At 72.3% G+C, this 18,026-nt stretch carries 16 protein-coding genes and 3 pseudogenes; 2 read left to right on the forward strand and 17 right to left on the reverse strand.

Annotated elements, in window-relative coordinates:
• Positions 1–62: 62 nt before the first annotated feature.
• The gene (locus ACIBBH_RS04800) at positions 63–587 is read left to right on the forward strand and encodes a MarR family winged helix-turn-helix transcriptional regulator (protein ID WP_399401952.1); all 525 of its coding nucleotides are present in this window, start codon (positions 63–65) and stop codon (positions 585–587) included.
• A 14-nt stretch (positions 588–601) separates the two neighbouring features.
• Here ACIBBH_RS04800 and ACIBBH_RS04805 read toward each other — a convergent pair whose 3' ends face one another.
• From ACIBBH_RS04805 to ACIBBH_RS04830, 6 genes are all read right to left on the reverse strand, one after another.
• A complete protein-coding gene (locus ACIBBH_RS04805; RefSeq protein WP_399401954.1) occupies positions 602–2,326 on the reverse strand; it encodes a PP2C family protein-serine/threonine phosphatase in 1,725 nt (574 codons plus the stop codon).
• The gene (locus tag ACIBBH_RS04810) at positions 2,310–3,383 is read right to left on the reverse strand and encodes a SpoIIE family protein phosphatase (RefSeq protein WP_399401956.1); all 1,074 of its coding nucleotides are present in this window, start codon (positions 3,381–3,383) and stop codon (positions 2,310–2,312) included. The genes ACIBBH_RS04805 and ACIBBH_RS04810 overlap by 17 nt, the downstream gene beginning before the upstream one ends.
• Positions 3,380–3,829, reverse strand: coding sequence for an ATP-binding protein (locus tag ACIBBH_RS04815; RefSeq protein WP_399401958.1), 450 nt, complete (start codon positions 3,827–3,829; stop codon positions 3,380–3,382). The genes ACIBBH_RS04810 and ACIBBH_RS04815 overlap by 4 nt, the downstream gene beginning before the upstream one ends.
• Positions 3,826–4,260, reverse strand: coding sequence for an STAS domain-containing protein (locus ACIBBH_RS04820; RefSeq protein WP_399401960.1), 435 nt, complete (start codon positions 4,258–4,260; stop codon positions 3,826–3,828). Before ACIBBH_RS04820 ends, ACIBBH_RS04815 begins: the two co-directional genes overlap by 4 nt.
• Positions 4,257–5,150, reverse strand: a complete 894-nt coding sequence (locus tag ACIBBH_RS04825; RefSeq protein WP_399401962.1) for an STAS domain-containing protein — start codon at positions 5,148–5,150, stop codon at positions 4,257–4,259. Before ACIBBH_RS04825 ends, ACIBBH_RS04820 begins: the two co-directional genes overlap by 4 nt.
• A gap of 155 nt (positions 5,151–5,305) precedes the next feature.
• Positions 5,306–6,466, reverse strand: a complete 1,161-nt coding sequence (locus tag ACIBBH_RS04830; RefSeq protein ID WP_399401964.1) for a PP2C family protein-serine/threonine phosphatase — start codon at positions 6,464–6,466, stop codon at positions 5,306–5,308.
• Between the two features lie 145 nt (positions 6,467–6,611).
• On the opposite strand from ACIBBH_RS04830, the gene ACIBBH_RS04835 reads away from it, so the two are divergent.
• Positions 6,612–7,097: a MarR family transcriptional regulator gene (locus ACIBBH_RS04835; protein ID WP_399401966.1), complete on the forward strand. Its 486-nt coding sequence runs from the start codon at positions 6,612–6,614 to the stop codon at positions 7,095–7,097.
• A gap of 345 nt (positions 7,098–7,442) precedes the next feature.
• On the opposite strand, the gene ACIBBH_RS04840 is transcribed toward ACIBBH_RS04835, so the two are convergent.
• From ACIBBH_RS04840 to ACIBBH_RS04890, 11 genes and pseudogenes are all read right to left on the reverse strand, one after another.
• The gene (locus ACIBBH_RS04840; RefSeq protein WP_399401967.1) at positions 7,443–8,012 is read right to left on the reverse strand and encodes a TetR/AcrR family transcriptional regulator; all 570 of its coding nucleotides are present in this window, start codon (positions 8,010–8,012) and stop codon (positions 7,443–7,445) included.
• 78 nt (positions 8,013–8,090) lie between these two features.
• Positions 8,091–8,288: pseudogene (locus ACIBBH_RS04845) on the reverse strand (hypothetical protein); the annotation flags it as partial.
• Positions 8,289–8,511: 223 nt separating this feature from the next.
• Complete coding sequence (locus tag ACIBBH_RS04850) at positions 8,512–10,317, reverse strand: SMI1/KNR4 family protein (protein ID WP_399401969.1); 1,806 nt, start codon at positions 10,315–10,317, stop codon at positions 8,512–8,514.
• A gap of 33 nt (positions 10,318–10,350) precedes the next feature.
• Positions 10,351–11,288: pseudogene (locus tag ACIBBH_RS04855) on the reverse strand (GlxA family transcriptional regulator).
• A gap of 154 nt (positions 11,289–11,442) precedes the next feature.
• Entirely contained in the window at positions 11,443–13,005 is a 1,563-nt protein-coding gene (locus ACIBBH_RS04860) for a hypothetical protein (RefSeq protein WP_399401971.1), read from the reverse strand.
• Positions 13,006–13,120: 115 nt separating this feature from the next.
• The gene (locus ACIBBH_RS04865; RefSeq protein WP_399401973.1) at positions 13,121–13,819 is read right to left on the reverse strand and encodes a ferritin-like domain-containing protein; all 699 of its coding nucleotides are present in this window, start codon (positions 13,817–13,819) and stop codon (positions 13,121–13,123) included.
• A gap of 91 nt (positions 13,820–13,910) precedes the next feature.
• Positions 13,911–14,915, reverse strand: coding sequence for an MASE1 domain-containing protein (locus ACIBBH_RS04870; RefSeq protein ID WP_399401975.1), 1,005 nt, complete (start codon positions 14,913–14,915; stop codon positions 13,911–13,913).
• 83 nt (positions 14,916–14,998) lie between these two features.
• Positions 14,999–15,829 (reverse strand): PP2C family protein-serine/threonine phosphatase, encoded by an 831-nt coding sequence (locus tag ACIBBH_RS04875; RefSeq protein WP_399401977.1) that lies wholly within the window; start codon positions 15,827–15,829, stop codon positions 14,999–15,001.
• Positions 15,830–15,970: 141 nt separating this feature from the next.
• Positions 15,971–16,291, reverse strand: a complete 321-nt coding sequence (locus tag ACIBBH_RS04880) for a hypothetical protein (protein WP_399401979.1) — start codon at positions 16,289–16,291, stop codon at positions 15,971–15,973.
• Positions 16,292–16,498: 207 nt separating this feature from the next.
• A pseudogene (locus tag ACIBBH_RS04885) lies at positions 16,499–17,168 on the reverse strand (NmrA family transcriptional regulator).
• Between the two features lie 112 nt (positions 17,169–17,280).
• Positions 17,281–18,012 carry an FG-GAP-like repeat-containing protein gene (locus ACIBBH_RS04890; protein ID WP_399401981.1) on the reverse strand — a complete coding sequence of 244 codons (732 nt, stop codon included), beginning with the start codon at positions 18,010–18,012 and terminating at the stop codon, positions 17,281–17,283.
• Positions 18,013–18,026 lie beyond the last annotated feature (14 nt).

Below are 18,026 nucleotides of genomic sequence, written 5' to 3' on the forward strand. Positions count from 1 at the left end.
CTTGCTCTGCGGCTCGTCGGGTAGAGCGTTTGAATGAGGTGACACCGTATGGCGCGGAGCTGATGGAAAGTGATGTGTTCGTGACCCATCCCGGCGGGCCCGGTGAGGAGCGAGTGGAGGGACCGGGCGATGGCCCGGAGGCCGTCGCCGTGGAGATCGCCGACGCCGTGGAGAACCTGGCGACCCTGTGGTCACTGGCCGCTCAGGACGCGGCTCTGCGCTTGTCCCTTCACCAATTGCGGGCGCTGCGGACGCTGGAGGCGGCGCCGGGAGTGAATCTGACCGCTCTGGCGGAACGGCTGGACATAGGACTGCCCACCGCCAGCCGGCTGTGCGACCGGCTGGAGGCTGCCGGGCTGCTCGAGCGCGCCCTGCATCCGCACAAGCGACGCGAGGTGCAGTTGCGGCTCACCACGCACGGGCGGCGGGTGCTGGGCGATGTCGCGGCGCACCGAAGGCAGGCCCTGGCGGCGGCACTGGCAGCGATGCGGCCCGCCGAACGCTCGGCGCTGAGACGCGGCCTGCGGGCTTTCCTCGCCACTCGGCCCACCGGCCTTCCCGGACAGGACGGACCCGGCACGCCCTGACACGCGGACCGTACCTAGGGCGGGCCCGGCACGGTGCGGCACAGCAGCAGGCAGATGTCGTCGTCGCGTTCGGAGTCGTGCAGCATGGGCTTGAGCAGCGAGTCCGCGCAGGCGTCGAGGTCCTCCAGTTCCGCCGTGCTCAACGCGGCCAGGGCATGGGCGAGGCGGGTGATGCCCGGATCGATGCCTTGCGCCCGGCGCTCGACCAGACCGTCGGTGTACAGGGCGACCGTCGAGCCGGGCCGGATGCGGACGACGTGGTCCTCGTACTCGTAGGGCAGGGGCACCCCCAGCATGATTCCCGGCTTGGTGTCCAGCACCCGCACCTCGCCGTCGGGAGACCGCATCACGGCGGGCGGGTGCCCGGCGGCCGCCCAGACGACGTCGGGATCGCCGGGCGTGAAGCGGGCGATGACGGCGGTGGCGTACAACTCGGGCTGCTGGTGGCGGAGCATGTGGTGCAGCCGGGTCAGGATCCGGGCCGGACTGTCGCCCTCGACGGCGTAGGCGCGCAGCGCGGTGCGCAGCTGCCCCATGATCACGGCCGCGCGCAGCCCGTGCCCGGTGACATCCCCTATGACGGCGAGCACGCTGCCGTCGGGCTGGGCGAAGGCGTCGTACCAGTCGCCGCCGATGTTGAGGCCGTGGGTGGCGGGCAGGTAGCGGGCGGCCAGGAACAGCCCCTCTGCCGTGGGCAGTTCGGTCAGCTGGGCGCGCTGCAGAGCCTCGGCGGTGTCCCGGTGCTGTTCGTAGCGGCGGGCGTTGTCCAGGGCGATGGCCAGGCGCCGGGCCAGTTCCAGGAGCATGACGCAGGTGTCCGGGTCGAACCGGGGACCGGGCGCGGTCAGTGTGAGCACGCCCAGGACACCGCGTGCGGTGAGCGGAATGCACAGCAGCGGCCGGTCCGGGGACAGCACGGAGGGCGGGTGGTCCTCGACGCCGGGGAGGTCGCCGGGGTGGACGGCGGCGTGCTGGGGGCGGCCGGTGCGGGCGGCGGTGACCGCGGCGGCCGGATGATCGCCGTGGTGGGGTGTGTGTTCGTCGTCGAAGAGCCAGACGTCGACGTGGTCGGCGTACTCGGGGACGAGGAGCTGGGGCAGGCGGCGCAGGATGTCCTCATGGTCGAGCGAGGCGGTCACGACGGCGCTGGCGGTGGTCAGGAACGTCAGCAGGCGCCGCGCGTTCTCCGCGGCGGCCCGCGCGGCCCGTTCGGCTTCGAGCAGTTCGCGCTGGGCGCGGGAGGCGGCGTCCAGTTCGGCGTGGAGGGCCAGGACTCCCTGGTTCGTCTGGTGGAGTTCCTCGCGGTGGAAGCGGACCAGTTCCTCCAGCTCGTCGAGCCTGCCGAGGACGGCCGCGGTGTCCTCGTCGGCGGCCAGGAGGTCTTCGGCCAGATCGGAGCCGTCGAGCTCCGCCGGGCGGTCGGTCCCGGTCAGCCGTACGGGGTGCGGGCAGGTCAGTGTGAACTGCCACGGCGGTGTTTTCTCCGGCGGGTGGCCGGCCGGCCGTACGTCGACGCGTACCCGCCGGCCGGTGTCCGCGGTGCACTGCCCGGTGCTGACGACGAGTTCCGCGCCGCCCTGGTCGAGGCACTGCCGCAGCCGGGCGGTGAGGGCCGTCAGGAAGCGTGCGCGGTCGACGGGGGGCGCGCCGGCGGCCGCCACGAGACGTGCGGCGGCGGTGCGGGCGCGGGCCGCGTCGGAGGCTGACGCGATGCGCCAGACATCAGGGGTTGTGGTCATGGGTGCGGGTCCGGCGGTCGGGGGCGAGTACGGCCACGCTGGTGTCGTCGCGTACGGGTCGGGCGGGGCTGCTGGCGTCCCGCAGGATGACCGCGGCGACCACCGCCGGGTCGTGGGTGAGAAGCCGGGCGTCGTCGGGTGGTGACCAGCGGCTGGGCAGTCCGTCGCTGTGCAGGACGAGCAGACTGTCCCCGGTCCACGGCACCCGCCGCACGGGCACGCCGGCCGGGAAGTGGGCGCCGACGATGCCTGGATGGGAGAGAAGCGGCTGCCAGCTGCCGGCGTCGTGCATCCGGGCCCCGATGTTGCCGACGCCGGCGAAGCGGAGCTCGCCCGCGTCCTCGTCCAGCTGGGCCACGGCGACGGCCGCCCCCCGGGTGGGGCGCAGCGCCACGTGCAGGTGCCGCAGGAGCTCGGCGGGCGGCAGGTGCGCCCTGCGGCGCAGCGCGTCGACCGCGGTGGCCGATGCCTCGGCGGCCTTGACGCCGTGGCCGAGACCGTCGGCCAGCATCAGGGTCGTACGGGGTCCGTGACGCACCCAGCTCCAGGCGTCGCCGGAGTGCTCGGCCTGGGCGAGGGGGACGTTGATGCCTCCCGCCCGCGGGCGGCGCGCGGACCCCGCCCGCCAGGGGGTGGAGTCCGGGTCGATGCGGGCCATCACGACGGTTCCCCGGCCGGAGGCGCTGTGCAGGTCGAAGGCGCTGGACATGCGCAGGCAGGTGCCCAGGCCCGCGCCGAGGGAGGTGGTGGCGGTGCTGTAGCCGTCGCGCATGGCGGCCCCGACGTCGGCGATACCGGGGCCGTGGTCGAGGGCGAAGAGCTGCACCGACGGTCCGCGGGCGCCGTCGTCGGCGGGCGGGAGCTCGGCGAGGTTGATCACCACATGGCCCCCGCCCGCGTGCTTGAGCAGATTGGTCGCCAGCTCCGTGGCCGCCAGCGCCGCGACCGCGGTGCGGTGCGTGCCGAGCCGCGCGTGCGCGCTGGCCTCCTCGGCCGCCACACGGACGTCCCGCACCCGGGTGGAATCGTGCACCGGGATGTCCCACACCCGGCTCATCCGGGCTCCGAGCGGGAGGCGGGCACGGCGGCGGCCCAGGCGATGACGGTGACGGTGGTGCCCCGGCCGGGCTCGGTGTCGATGGCGAACTCGTGCACCAGCCGCTTGGCCCCGCTCAGACCGAGGCCCAGCCCGCCGCCGGTGGTGTAACCGTCCGTCATCGCCAGCTCCACATCCCGGATGCCGGGGCCGTGGTCGGTGAAGGACAGCCGCAGTCCGCGCGTGGTTCCGTTGTCCAGGGGCGTGATCTCCGCCTGTCCCCCGCCACCGTGCACGAGGGTGTTGCGGGCCAGTTCGCTGGCCGCGGTGACCAGCTTGGTCTGCTGCACCAGTCCGAAACCGAGGCCGGCCGCCGTCTGGCGCACCTGCTGCCGTACCCAGGCCAGGTCCGCGTCCGAGCCGATGGGCAGCGTCGTCGCGGCAACGGGGCGGGAGGCCGGCGTCACGTGCCTCCCTTCCTTCCCTCGCCGCCGTCGTCGCCGTCGCTTCCGTCGGCGGACGCCTTCGGTAGGGGCCGCGTGAGCAGCTCCATCGCGCGTTCGACGTCGAGGGCGGTGGTCAGTCCGGGGAGGGTGAGCCCCAGTTCGACCAGTGTGATCGCCACGGCGGGCCGCATCCCGGCCAGCACCGTGCGGGCCGCCAGCAGCCGGGCGCTGGAGGCGATCTCGGCGAAGATCCGGCCGAGGAAGGAGTCGACGATGTCGACGCCGGAGACGTCGATCACCACGCCGGTCACCCCGCTGCGGGCGATGCGCTGCGTGATGTCCTGCTGGAGCTGCTCGGCCATCCCGTCGTGCAACTCACCCTGGAGGGTGACCAGCAGGACATCTCCCAGTGCGAGGACCGGGACCGTCGGACCGGGGAAGCCACCGCTCACCGCGGGACCGCTCCGGCCTCGGCGCGCGGGGAGACCTGGATGCCCTGCTGGCTGAGCGCGTACGCCAGGGCGTCGGCCAGGGACGCACGGGTGAGCACCGAACCCAGGTCGATGCCGAGGTGCACGATGGTCTGCGCGATCGCGGGCCGGATGCCGGAGACGATGCACTCGGCACCCATCAGCCGGGCCGCGGCCACCGTCTTCATCAGGTGCTGGGCGACGAGCGAGTCGACCGTGGGGACGCCGGTGATGTCGAGGATGGCGTAACGGGCACGCTGGTCGACGATCGCCTCCAGCAGGCTCTCCATGACCACCTGGCTGCGGGCGCTGTCCAGGGTGCCGATCAGCGGCACGGCGACGGTGCCCTCCCACAGTTTGATCACCGGGGTGGCCACTTCGAGCAGTTGCTGCCGTTGCCGGGAGATCAGCTGCTCGCCCTCGCTGCGGGCGGTTTCCATCACGACCAGGCGCAGGGTGTCCATCAGCACGGTGAGGGCCAGCAGGCTCTCGGTGCTCTCCGGGCCGGGCGGGTCGGCGAACTCGCCCCGCAGCAGTTCGACCGTCGGCGGACGCAGGCCGGCGACCTCGCCGGCGATCTGGGCCGGGCTGAATCCCGTTCGGGACAAGGACGCGGCCATGCGCCCGAGTTGGTCGCGCACCGTGTCGAAGCCGGGCGCCGCGATGTCCTCCAGCCTTCCTGAGCGGGCCACTTCGGACAGGGCGTCCACCACGGTCTTGCCCGCCTCCACGGCCTCGTCCCGGGACACGGTGAAGACCGTGCGGAACAGGGTGGCGTCCGCCCAGCGCTGGGCGATCTGCTCGCGGCGGCTTTCCAGGAAGTCGCCCACCCGGCGTGCCGTCCGCTCGGCCGCCGCATGCTGGTCCGACACTTACATCGTCTCCCTCTTGCCAGGCTCGGTGCCTGCCGGTCGTCGTCGGCCCACCTGGCCGATTATTGCCGTATGACAAACATTAGCGCTGCGTGCGCGGCGCGAACAACACGTGATCGCCACACCCGGACAGCTCTCTCTTCTTGCTGTGCCCGTCAGCGCCCTCGCCAGTCCAGACACACCACCAAAGCGTCGTCCCGGGGCACGGTCCGGCCGCGGTGACCCGACAACTCCCGCAGGATGGCGCGCGGGACCTCGGCCGCGGGCAGCAGACGGGTGGCCGTGATCGCCCTGGCCAGGGCGGCCTCCCCGTAGGTCTCTCCGCCGGGGGAGGCGACCGCGTAGACGCCGTCGCTGACGAAGACGAACCGGTCGCCGGGCTCGACGTGGAACTCCTGTGCCACGTAGTCGGTCTCCTCGAACATCCCCAGCGGCAACTGCGCCTCGAGGGTGACGCGTTCCACGGCCCCGTCCCGCAGCCGCAGCATCTGCGGGGAGCCGGCGTCGACCACCCAGGCGCGCCCGGTGGCGAGTTCGAAGTCGAACATGAGTACGGAGAGGTAACAGCGGCCCCGGTAGTGGGCGTACACGGCCTGGTCGGCCAGGGCCGCCTGGTCGGCGATCGGGATACCGGCCCGGCGCGCGTTGCGCAGGGCGTTGATGGCCAGGTTCGTGAGCAGAGAGGCCTCTATGCCCTCCCCCATGCCGTTGGTGACGTACAGCATGAGGTGGTCGGCCGTCGCCGACCAGTCGAAGTTGTCGCCGAAGATGGCGTACGCCGGCTCCAGTTGCGCGCCGAGCTCGTACTCGGGGCGTACGCAGGAGCGGCCGGGCAGCAGCTGCCACTGCATCTCGGCGGCGAGGGTGAGCCGGTCCTTGCGGCGCGCCTGTACGTAGAGGTCGGTGTCCCGTTCGGCCACGATGAGCTCGTGCCCGAGCACCTCCGCGATGTCCGCCAACTCGCCGAGGCAGTCGCGCGCCTGTTCCTCACCCGGCAGGGTCACCGACAGCACACCGATCCGGTCCCCCCGCACGGTCACCGGCAGGTGCACGCGGGCCCGGCCGCCGGAAAGGGCTTCCGCGTACGGCTCCTGGGCACCGAAGGCCCGGCCGGCCGGGCTGTTGTGCACCGACACCGGCTCCAGGGTGTCCGGCAGCACGGACACCGGCTGCAGCACGGTCAGACCGTAGTCGGCCATGAGCAGCTCGACGGACTCCGCCGCGTACTGTTCCGTCAGTACGCGGCGGGCGGCGTCGAGCAAGGCATGGGGTGCCGCCTTGCGCAGAGCGCGCTCAGCGGCCACGAATCTGTTCACGATGGAAACGCACCAATCCTTCACCTAACACCTACAGGCCTCGTTCCCCGTACGAGGCCGTTCAGTTCAACCAGGCGGCGGTCCGCGATCTCCGGCCGCTTGCAGCGCCTAGTACGCTGACGGTCGTCCCAGTGCCTGCGAGAGTGTGACAGTGACTACCTTCCGCCCCCGCCCGGAGCCCGCCGAGGTCGCACGGGTGACCGCGACGGCCGCGGAACTGCTGGAAGTCCTGTGGGGCCGGGCCTCGACCGCGCCCGCGTCGGCGTCACAACTGCGCGTCCTGCTCATCCTCGAACACCACGAGGGCATCAACCTGCGCACGCTCGCCGACTCCCTCGCCTCCACGCCGCCCTCGACCAGCCGCCTGTGCGACCGGCTGCAGGCCGCCGGTTTCGTGCAGCGCGTGGTGAGTTCGGCCGACCGGCGCGAGGTGCGCCTGCGGCTCAGCAGCCGGGGCCACGCCTTCCTCGCCGATCTGCGGACGCGCCGGGAGAGCACCCTGCAGGCGGTACTGGACCTGATGCCCGCCGCCAAGCGGACCGCGCTGCTGGAGGGGCTGGAGGCGTTCTGCGACGCGGCGGCCACGCAGATACACGACGACGTCCAGGGTCCTGGCAGCCAAACCGCCTGAACCGTGGGCCGCGGCACCGGAACATTACAGATCCTTCCCCGTGCACGTCCGACACGGCTACTCTGTTGCCCGACGACCATAGTTGTCAAACGGCAACTGTTGTCTTTCTCCTGTCCTCGGCTCAGGTACCCCGGGCATCCGGCTACTTGCCTCGAGTGTGGCCAACGTCTCGGGTGTCCGCGAAGGTGCCGTTGGCCCCGAAGGCCAGTTCGGCGAAGCGTTCACCGATGCGGCGGTGGGTGGCGGCGTTCGGGTGGAGGCCGTCGGGCAGCGGCAGTTCGGCGGGGTCCGCCTCGCCGTAGAGCGCCCGGCCACCGCGACGGGGCGAACGTCGCCCAGGGGGCCCTATTTCGCGGGCCAGTCGCGCAGCAGGGCGTCGAGGGCGTCCAGGATCCGCGACCAGGTCTCCTGCGAGTCGGGGGCGCTGTGGCTGAACCCGCCGCCCAGCTCCAGGCTGACGTAACCGTGGAAGACGCTGCCCAGCAGCCGGACGGCGTGCGTCTGGTCGGGCTCCGCCAGGTCGTAGCCGCGCAGGACGGCCCGCGTCATCTGTGCGTGCCTGCCGCCGGCGCCGGCGGCAGCGGTCTGCGGGTCGAGCCTGAGCTGCGCCGCGGCGTACCGGCCGGGATGCTCCCGGGCGTAGTCGCGGTAGACGTTCGCCAGGGCGGCCAGGGCGTCCTTGCCGGCCCGGCCCGCCAGCGCGGCGGCGCCCCGGTCGGCGAGCTCCTCCAGGGCGAGCAGCGCGATCCTCGTCCTGAGGTCCTGGGAGTTCTTCACGTGCGAGTACAGACTCGCGACCTTGACGTCGAACCGCCTGGCGAGCGCGGAGACGGTCACCTGGTCGAAACCGACCTCGTCGGCCAGGTCCGCGCCGGCCTGGGCCAGGCGTTCCGGGGTCAGTCCTGCACGCGCCACGGCTTTCCTCTCACTCGGCCGAGACGATTGTGCGGCTCCCTAAATCCTTTAGGCAAATCCTCTTGCCCCTTAGGCGTGCGATGCTCCCGGTCGCGCGCGGAGTTCTTCTTCTTCCCCGGTCACTCGCTGCCCGAGGAGTCCCGGGAGTGCGGCCAGAAGGTCGACGACGGTGAGCCCGATCTCGATGATCTCGCTGACCGCCCCGGCCGGCGGCCGGCCCTCCCAGCAGGTCGCCTCCACGTCGACGACGTTCCACAGCGTCTCCCCCTGTTCCATGCCATGAGGGCAGGCGGCTGATCGCCCGCCGATCACCCGCATTTCCCCACTGAAGCCGGGACAGCCCGTCCTGGTCCACGGCGGCGCCGGGGCTGCCGGGTCGTTCGCCGTACAGGTCGCCGTGGTGCTCGGCGCGCGGGTGACGGGGACGGCGTCCACGCGCGACCGGGGAGTTCGTCGCGGGGCGCGGCGCGGACCTGGTCGTCGAGGAGGCCCGCGTTCCTCATGGCGTCCGCAGGTCGGCGGCCAGTTCGGTCCGCCAGAAGACGGACATCCGCTGGTGCAGGATGGTCGCGGCCGCGGCGCGGACCGGCAGCCGGACGAACTCCCGCAGCGCGCGGAGCGCCTCCGCCCGTATGACCCAGGCGCCGAAGTCCTCCTGCGTCACCGGACCCTCGCTCCACCGCCCCGGCCCGCGGAGCAGCTGCCGGGCCGCCCACGCCTCGGCGGCGACGGTGCGCATGCGCAGGTCGAGGGGGCCGTCGGGGGTCAGGTCCACGGGCTCGCCGCGCCCGGTCCTCGCCACGGCGTCCGCGACCTCGCCGTAGCCGTCGATACGGGTCTCCGCCGCCAGCCGTGTCAACTGCGCCGCGATCGCCCTGCGCAGCCGCTGCGGCGGTGTCCGCTCGACGAGTCCGGCCAGGTCGAAGTCCCGCACCTCGGTGACGTACTGGTGCGCGTCCTCGTCGATGTCGTCCAGCACGGGCAGGAGCAGCGCGCTTGTCAGCTCGGCCGCCACGTCGTCGTCCGGCCGGTAGACGATGCCGAAGTCCCGCTCCAGCCCGGCCAGGAGACGGGTGTACGCCGCCGAGGACCCGGGCCACGGGTCCGCGCCGAGGCCCAGGACGGTCTGCGCGGGGCCGACCACCGGTATGTGGTTCTCGCGCGGCGACTCGACGCGACGGGCCTGCTCCGGATTCGGCACGCCGTCCTCGGTGAGGGTGACCGACACCTCCGGTCCCCGCTTGGTCAGGGCGACCGCCCGGGTGCCCGCCGACGCTCTGCGCAGCACCTCGGGCCGCAGGAGCTGGGCGGCGACCCCGTCCTGCGTCCCGTACGCGCCCTCCTGCGTCGCGTACGCCCAGCCGCCGAGGGTGCCCGCCCGCACCATCGGACGGTACGCCGCCCACGGCGCGATGGCGGACTCCCGTGCCCGCTGCCGGCCGCGGGGGCGGAGCGTCTCGGGTATCGCGCCCAGCCGGCGCAGCAGTTCCTCCGGGGTAATGCCCGCCACGAAGACCACGTCGGGCTGCATCGGCGGGGGTGCCGGAGGACTGCTCCGGCGGACTCTGACCATGAGGAGCCTCTGGCCCTCCGCCTTACGGCCGGGGACCGGGTCCGGTTCGGCCGGGGCGGGCGGCTCCGGCTCCGGTTCGCCGGCCGCGGCGGCGAGGGCGAGCGGGGAGGCCGGGTCGGGGACGGTGGTCTTCTCGTCGTCCCACAGCAGGACTCCGTCCACGGCCAGGGGCGTACGGCCGTCGAACGTGGTGCCGTTCTCCAGTGCGTCCGCGTAGTCGGCGAGGACGTGGCGGAGGGACGGCCACGCGGTGAAGGAGGGGATGTCCTCGTCGAAGTAGCGGCCGGGACGGCCCCAGTTCGGCCCGGGGCGGCACGAGAGGAAGAGGCCGTCGGAGGACTGCCAGCCGATGCCGAGGGTGATCAGCAGCCAGTCGTGGTGCCAGTACGTGGCCAGCTCGTCGTAGTCCTCGTCGTCCTCGTCCAGGACGTCGTCGGGTTCGACGTCCGCGCCGATGCCCCGCAGGAACCGGGTGCTGTCGACGATGTCCGCGACGCTGGACGGCGGCCCGTAGTACGCCAGTGTGGGCGCCCCCTGCTGGAGGTCCACGCCGTCGTGGCAGCGCAGTGACTCCTTCAGGTCGGGGTGGAATCCCACACCCAGCGTGCGTTCAGCGGCCTCTATGTCCGACACGGAAGCCGGCGGGCGCAGCCGGGCGTGGCTGGCGGGGGCGTGCCGGGCCAGCCAGGCCTCGATGCGGGCCCACGAGTCCTCAACGGCGGGAATGCTCATGGCCGGACCATACGGTCCGCCACTGACACCGCCTCAGCCGAAGGTGCGGCGGTAGGTGTGCGGGCTGACGCCGGTGGTGCGTTTGAAGCGGTCGCGGAAGGCGGTGGGTGAGCCGAATCCGACCTGGCCGGAGATGCGTTCGACGGAGTGGTGCGTGGTCTCCAGGAGGTGCTGGGCCTGGCGGATGCGGGCCCGGTGCAGCCATTGCAGCGGGGTGGTGCCGGTCTGTTCCCGGAAGCGGCGGATCAGGTGCGGGTGCTGGTTCCGGCGTGGGCGGCGATGTCGGAGAGGGCGAGGTCGCGGCCCAGGTTGTCCTGCAGCCAGGTGAGCACGGGTTCGAGGGCGGAGCCCTTGGGGGTGGGCGCGTGGTCGTGGACGATGAACTGCGCTTGCCCGCCCTCGCGTTCGAGGGGCATCACGGACAGGCGGGCGGCGTCGGCGGCGACCGCCGAGCCGTAGTCGCGGCGGATCATGTGCAGGCACAGGTCCAGGCCCGCGGCGGCGCCGGCCGAGGTGAGGAACTGGCCGTTGTCGACGTAGAGGACGCCCGGGTCGACCTCGATCTCCGGGTGGCCGGCGGCCAGGAGGTCGGCCACGGTCCAGTGGGTGGTGGCCCGCAGGCCGTCGAGGAGGCCGGTGGCGGCCAGCGGGAAGGTGCCCGAGCAGATGGAGGCGATGCGGGTGCCGTCCTCGGCCGCCGCGCGCAGGGCGTCACGGACGGCGGGAGGGAGCGGGGCCGCGGGGTCGGCGGTGCCGGGCACGATGATCGTGTCCGCGCCCCTGAGTCCTTCCAGGCCCCAGGGTGCGCGCAGGACGAAGGTCCCGGCGTCGGTCTCCTGCTGTTCGGCGCAGACGCGGATCTGGTAGCCGGGGCGTCCGTCCGGGAGGCGGGTGCGGGTGAAGACCTCGATCGGGGTGGCCAGATCGAAGGGGATCACCTGGTCCAGCGCGAGAACGGCGACCGTGTGCATGGCCAGAACATACCTGGCGCTGTCGCGTCGGAAGGTGTCGCTGCCGCCGCCGGCGACGACGAGGTCTGCGACCCCGTCGTCGCCCTGTGGTGCTTCCCGGGGTGCCCGCATCAGCGTGCCCCGGGGCGGCGCGGGTGCGGGAACCCGTGGCTCCTCAGTAACTGCTCCCGAGGGACTGCTTCGTGTAGGCGCACTCCGTGTAGATGTAACCGGAGCGGAGCTTGGCGGTGTCCGAGGCGGGTGTCGCGGTGCTGTCGCCGTCCGGCTTGTGCACGAAGTAGGTGGTGCCGACCGGGAGGCTGATCGTCCGCTGCGGGTAGCTCTTGCCGCTGCTGCAGGGCTTGAAGCCGGTCATGAGCGTGTCGGCGAGGGTGTACGCCTTGCAGCTGCCGCACCCCTTGAGCGTGAAACTGCCGGTGACGGGGCCCGTGTAGAGGACGGTGATGTCGTCGGGACTGTCGTTCTTGACCGTGACGGAGATGCTGCCGCCGGAGGCGGTGGTGGGCAGCTTCTTTCCGGCGGCCGGGAGCGTCTGGGCGACCTCGGCGGCGATGGATATCTTCTTGGCGCGGTCCCGGTTCTTGCTGTGCTTGTTGTCGGAGACGAACTGGTCCATGGTCTTCTGGGCCGCGTCGAAGTCGCCGTCCTTGTACTGGTCGACTCCGCAGGAGTACTCCCCCGAGTCGCCGCTCGTTCCGGCCCGGTCGGCGGCCTTCCCGAGGCCGTCGGCCGCGTCTCCCGCCGTCCCCGACAGGTCGGTGATCCGGGTGTTCAGGCTGCGCAACTGCTCGACGGCCGCGCAGGGTTCGTCCCCGCTGACGGCCTTCTCCGCCTTCTTCACCGCCGCGTCGACGGCGGGTACGACCTTGCCCGCCGGCTCGGACCGGGGGAACGTGTTCAGCAGGTCGCCGAACTGCGTGACCCAGTCCGCCTCCCCGTCCGACAGGCTGCCCGATCCGCACTCGTACAGCGAGGTGGCCAGCCGGTCGTCGGGCCATCGCGTCAGCGAGCCGAGCTCCTCCTCGGGCATCGTGCGGGGCACCGTGCGCAGGTACTTCAGCGGCTCGATCGCCTCGCAGTAGTCGTGGTGGCCGTACGCCGCACCCACGGTGGCGTAGTAGGCCTCCATCCGGTCGGGGACCTGCTCGGCCGCGCGGGAGCCGGAGTGGTGGACCACGAGGTCCTGGTAGACGTCGAGGGCGGTCCGGTAGTCGGACTCGGCGGTGGCGAACGTGTGCCGGCTGCCCGCCGTCACCAGGTGGTCGGCCCGCTCGAGGCGGTCGAGGAGCGACTGCTCCACGGCTTCCTTGCGGGCGTCGTCGTACCAGACGGCGCCGCCGACCGGTACGGCGAGCAGCAACACTCCCAGCAGGAGCGCGAGCGGCGCTTGCCCCGGCCAGGTCAGCCGGGTGCGCAGTCCGGCGATCGCGCCGTGGACGGCCGCCAGCAGCAGGACCACGGCGTATACGGCGAGCGCGACCCCGGGGACCCCGTCGGCGTCCGCGGGCAGCGCCACGAGCAGCAGCACGATCGTCGCCGCCCAGCAGGCGGCCATCGGAACCCATCTTCGGATGAGCGCGTATCCGAGGCCGAGACCGCTCAGGTTGAGCAGTGCGACGGCCGCCGCCCGCCCGCCGTCCGGCGGCGCGGGCGGCGGACTCGAAGGTATGGGTGGTACGGCGAATCCCGGGCCCGGGCCGTACGGATTCACGGACATGGTGGTTCCCCCCTCAACGGCACCCGCATGTCTGCGGGTTGGCAGTGTAAGGCCAGGGACGCCGGCCCGGCAGAGGTGTCCACGACGGCGGCTCGGCGTGCCGTGGTCGGCGCGATCAGGCCAGGATCGCGGAGACCACCGTCTTCGACGACGCCATGACGTCGGCCACGAACCGCAGGCGGCCGACACCGAGTTCACGCAGGGCGGCGCCGTGGTCGGCGGCCACCACGAGGCAGACCGCGCACAGCAGGAGCTGCCAGGCGGCCGTCACCGGGCGGCGCAGTGGGCGGGGCAGCTCGCGGAAGGAGGCGTTCAGCCGGTCGCAGTGGAAGGGCACGTGGCGCTGCTCGTCGGCCAGGATGCGGGCCGCCACGTCCGAGGTGAGCGGGTCGCCGGCGCCGTCGCGCAGGGCCCGGTAGTAGCGCAGGGCCACCACTTCCGCGATCATCAGCACCAGCAGTTCCGTACGCAGCCCCATCAGCCGTCTGAGCCGTACGAAGGCCCGGTCGCTCCAGTGGCCGGTCAGCGTGGGCACACCCCCGGCGGCCAGCAGACGGGCCAGCAGGCGGGCGTGGTTCTGTTCCTCGGCGACGAACAGCTTGACCGCGTGGGCGTAGTCGGTGTCGCCGGCCTGTTCCGCCTTGGCGATGAGGTTGGCGCCGTCGCCGTCCTCGCCGACCTGGAAGCGCTGGATGCTCGCCGCCACCGCGCGGTGAAGGGTCGTTCCGCGCTCCCAGTCCGGGTCCGGCTGCGCCTGTCTGCGCTCGTGCTCCTCCTCGAATCGGCGTGTCCAGTCGGCGGATCCGGCCGTCATCACTCGGTCTCCCGTCGTTGCCTGCCCCGGGGCACGGCTGCCGTGCCCTGGTCCAGAAGGACGCGGACGGTGGCCGAATCGTTCCGCCGGTTCACCGCCGGCGGCGCCCGTCGTCACCGCCCGTCGGCGCGCGGCCGGGCGGTGCGTCACCCGCGGTGAGATGCTTCAGGACCTCGACCAGTTCCTGGCAGGCCTGTTCCACGTACAGCCTGGTGTTGCGCTGCTCGGTGACCACGGCCGACAGCAGGAGCGCGGTCAGGGCCATCGTTCCGTTGAAGGCCTGGAGCTTCATCATCACCTGGACGCCGCTGAGCCGCTCGAACGGCCCGGTGCGGTCCGTGGCCGCGACGGTGGCCATGACGGAGGTGAAGAGGGCGCACAGCATGCTGCCCGCCAGTTGGAAGCGCAGGGCCGCCCAGATGAGGAGTGGGTAGACGAGGAAGAGCAGGCTGAGGGCGCTGTGCGTGGCCAGCGGAACGAGGCCGCAGGCGACCAGCGCCATGACCGAGGCCTCCCTCCACCGTGACATCCGAGGACGCCGGCGGACCGCGGGCAGCAACAGCAGGATCGGGGTCACGATCAGGACGCCCATCGCGTCGCCCACCCACCACGCCAGCCAGACGAGCCAGAAGCCGTGCGCCGCCAGCTTGCCCGCGAGGACGAGGAGGCCGACGCCGACGGTCGCGCTGATCAGCATGGCGGTCAGCGCCCCGAGGAACACCAGCGCGAGGCCGTCCCGCAGCCGGCCGAGGTCGGTCCGGAAACCGACCCGGCGCAGCATCAGGTACGCGCATACGGGCGCGGCGGTGTTGCCCAGGACGATGCCGATCGCGTCCGGCCGGGGCGAGGTGAGGGACAGGATGACGAGGAAGGCACCGAGCGCGATACCGGGCCACACCCGCATCCCGAACATCAGCAGGCAGGCAACCGCGACGCCGGTGGGCGGCCAAACGGGTGTCACCACGGCGCCGTCGACGACGAGCCGGCGCAGGAGTCCGACCCGCCCCGCCGCGTAGTAGCAGGCGGCGACAGCCAGCGTCCACAGAGCGAAGACGGCCGGCCTGCGCAGATCCCGAATACCCACCACAGCAGCCATCAGACACCGCTGCCGTCCGGTCGGCGAGGCGAGAGGGGTGGCGTCCGGCCCTACGGCTGAGAGCCCCGAACAGAACGGACCGCCTACGGCTTGAAGGCGATCCCGTCGTGGCCCACGACCAGGACGGCCGCGTCGTCCTCGTGTCCCACCTGCTCGGCGCCCTTGATCACGGCGGCGGCGAGCGCGTGGGCCTCCAGGCGTGCGACGGCGGCGAGCCCGGCGAGCCGCATCACCTGGTCGAGCCCTTCTTCGACGCTCAGGGAGGGTCCCTCGACCACGCCGTCCGTCAGCAGGACGAACACCCCGCCGGTGTCGAGCCGGAACCGGGCCACGGGGTACTCCATGCCCTTCTCGATGCCGAGAGGCGGTCCGCCCTCGTCCTCGGCTATGCCGGCCTTCCCGTCCGCCGTGGCCCAGACGAAGGGAATGTGGCCCGCCCGCGCGCTCTCCAGCACCCCGGTGGACGGATCGAGGCGTACGAAGGTGCAGGTGGCGAACAGGTCACTGCCCAGGGAGAGCAGCAGGTCGTTCGTGCGGGCGAGGAGCTCGCCCGGTTCGCTCGTGACGGAGGCGAGCGCGCGCAGCCCGGCCCGGACCTGGCCCATGAAGGCGGCCGCCTCGATGTTGTGGCCCTGGACGTCACCGATGGACAGGCCTATGCGGCCGTCGGGCATCGTGAAGGCGTCGTACCAGTCGCCCCCCACGTTGAGGCCGTAGCAGGCGGGCGCGTACCGGACGGCCAGGCGGACCCCCGGGGCGGCGGGCAGGTCCCGGGGAAGCATCCCGCGCTGCAGCGCGATGGCCAGCTCGACCTGGGAGCGCTGCAGTTCCGCACGCTGACGCGCCTCGGCAGTGAGGGATCCGAGTCTGGCCAGCAGCTCGTCACCGTCGTCCGTGGGGCGCTTGCGGGGCATTGATCACTCCGGCGTGGCGGCGGCCTTCTATGGGCAAACCCCTGTATTTTAGCTTTACAGGATGATAGCGACTCGGCTACGGGACCCGCAGCGCCCGCCGCCCACTGCCGGCACCGGAGCGATCCGGCCTGGCCGACGCGGTCAGCCGACGTCGGAATCGATGCCGGTGATCACCGCGGGCCCCAGCGGCGCGGTGCTCGCGTCGAGGCCAGCGTCGCGCAGCGCCGAGTCCGCGAGGTTCCGGGCGTCCTCTTCGGCGTGGGCGCCGGTGTCCGCCTCCACGGAGAGACGGATCGTGAAGGTGTTGTCGTCGTTGACGGTGAGGGCGTCCAGGTCCTCCGTGGTGCCCATCCGAGTGGTGTGGGGATCGGCCGGCCGCAGCGCCCGGCTCAGCCGCGCTCGCTCGTCTTCCTCGATCCCGGTGGTGAAGGTGCCGGGAACGGTGATCAGGTACGTGGTCATGACGATCCTTTCCTCGGATGTCACACCGCCTACCCCGATCCGGCGGCAGGCGCGGCCCGCGCCCGCGAATCATCACGAAACCTCATGGCACGGCCACGCCGGATAGCGAACCGTAATCGCAGGGGTGGCAGGCTGTTTGCCGAACCGCCTTGTCCACCGACCGGTGTCCACCGTGGTGCCGCCCCTTCCCGGTGGGGCGGAGCACCCTCACAGCGGTTTCTGGGCCAGGACGGCCGGCCTGAGCACCTCCTCGCACCACTGACGGAAGCCGGTGAGGGCCGACTCGGGGGTGCTCGGCTCGACGGCACCGTAGAAGCCCTGGTCGTGCAGTGCCTCGACCATGTCGACCAGCCCCTGCGCCCAGGCCTCGCTCGCCGCGGAACGCAGGAGTGCCGCCTTGTAGCCGGCGCTGCTGGTCCGCTGGACGCGCACCGGACGGTCCAGTACCTCGGACATGACCCGCGCCATCCCCTCGGGGGCAGGTCGTCGGGTCCGACCAGCGGAACGTCGTCGTGCCCGGTCCAGGAGTCGTCGAGCAGCAGCCGGGCCGCGGTGGCCGCGATGTCGCGGGTGGCGCGGCTGCGCAGGACGCGGTCCTCCGCAGCCGCCAGGAAGAACACGCCCGCGTCGCGGATCGGGTCGGCCTGGCCCAGCAGGTTCTCCATCAGGAACGGCGGACACAGCGCCCGGTAGTGCACACCCGTGGCAGCGATGGGAAGTGGGCTTCGACGCTCTCGGCCGACGGTGTCGGGGGCACCAGCCAGGAAGACAGGCGGTCGGCGCCCGCGCACGCCTCCTTCAGAACGGCGGGATCGCGGGCGATCACCCGGATCCACGGCGTGCCCGGGCGTCGTCTACCGGCCGGTCCCGGACGCACCGCCCGCGGTTCTCGCCATCGCCTGGCCGCAGCAGTCCTGTTCGACCGCCACGGCGGCGCTCGTCCGCGTCGCGGTGGCCGTGGCCGTGGCCGACGACGGAGCCCTACGGGATCATCTCCCGGCGCACCGCGGGTAGAACGAACTCAGGCCGTCGCTCGGCATGTTGGTGGGAGTGCCGTCGTCGGTCTGTTCCGCGTGGACCGTGTACCTCCCGGTGTTGCTCTCGAGGCCTGCGGCCTTGTCGCCGAGGCGGCCCTCGGTCCCGTACACACCGTCGCCCTCGTAGGTGAAGGCGGCCAGGTCGGGGTAGCGGTCGTGGTTGTAGTCGCCGACGGCGACGCCGCGCGTCTCGCCGAGGTCGAGGTGCCGGGGGTGGTGGCCGCGGCCGGACTTCGAGAAGGGGCCGCGCCTGAGTTCGGCCACGCGCGGATCGACCGGGTCGTCGCCCTGCCACTCGCCGGTGGCCACGATGAGGAGGTCGCTCCACCCGTCGCGGTCGAAGTCCGCCACGAGGGCCAGATCGGTCTCTCCTCCGTGGCCGGAGCCGCCGGCCAGTTCACGGACGCCGACCCGCTTCCCGTCACCGGACGCGGCCCCGAACGTGATGGTCAGCCGGGCGCCGATGCGGGACGGGTCAAAGACACGGTCGGCGTGGCCGTCGGCGTCCAGGTCGGCGATGAAGTCCCCGGACGCGGTCACGCACGGTTTGATCGCGGACGGCTTCGACGGGCGCACCGGCGCCGTTCCCGCGAAGCGGTTGAGGGAGCCGGCGAAGAACGCCGCGACCACCGCCATGACCAGAGCGACTCGGGCCGGCCGGCCTGCGGGCACTGACAATGACATCGGGGCATGATGTC

The organism is Streptomyces sp. NPDC051636 (assembly GCF_044453765.1).
Classification (GTDB): Bacteria; Actinomycetota; Actinomycetes; order Streptomycetales; family Streptomycetaceae; genus Streptomyces.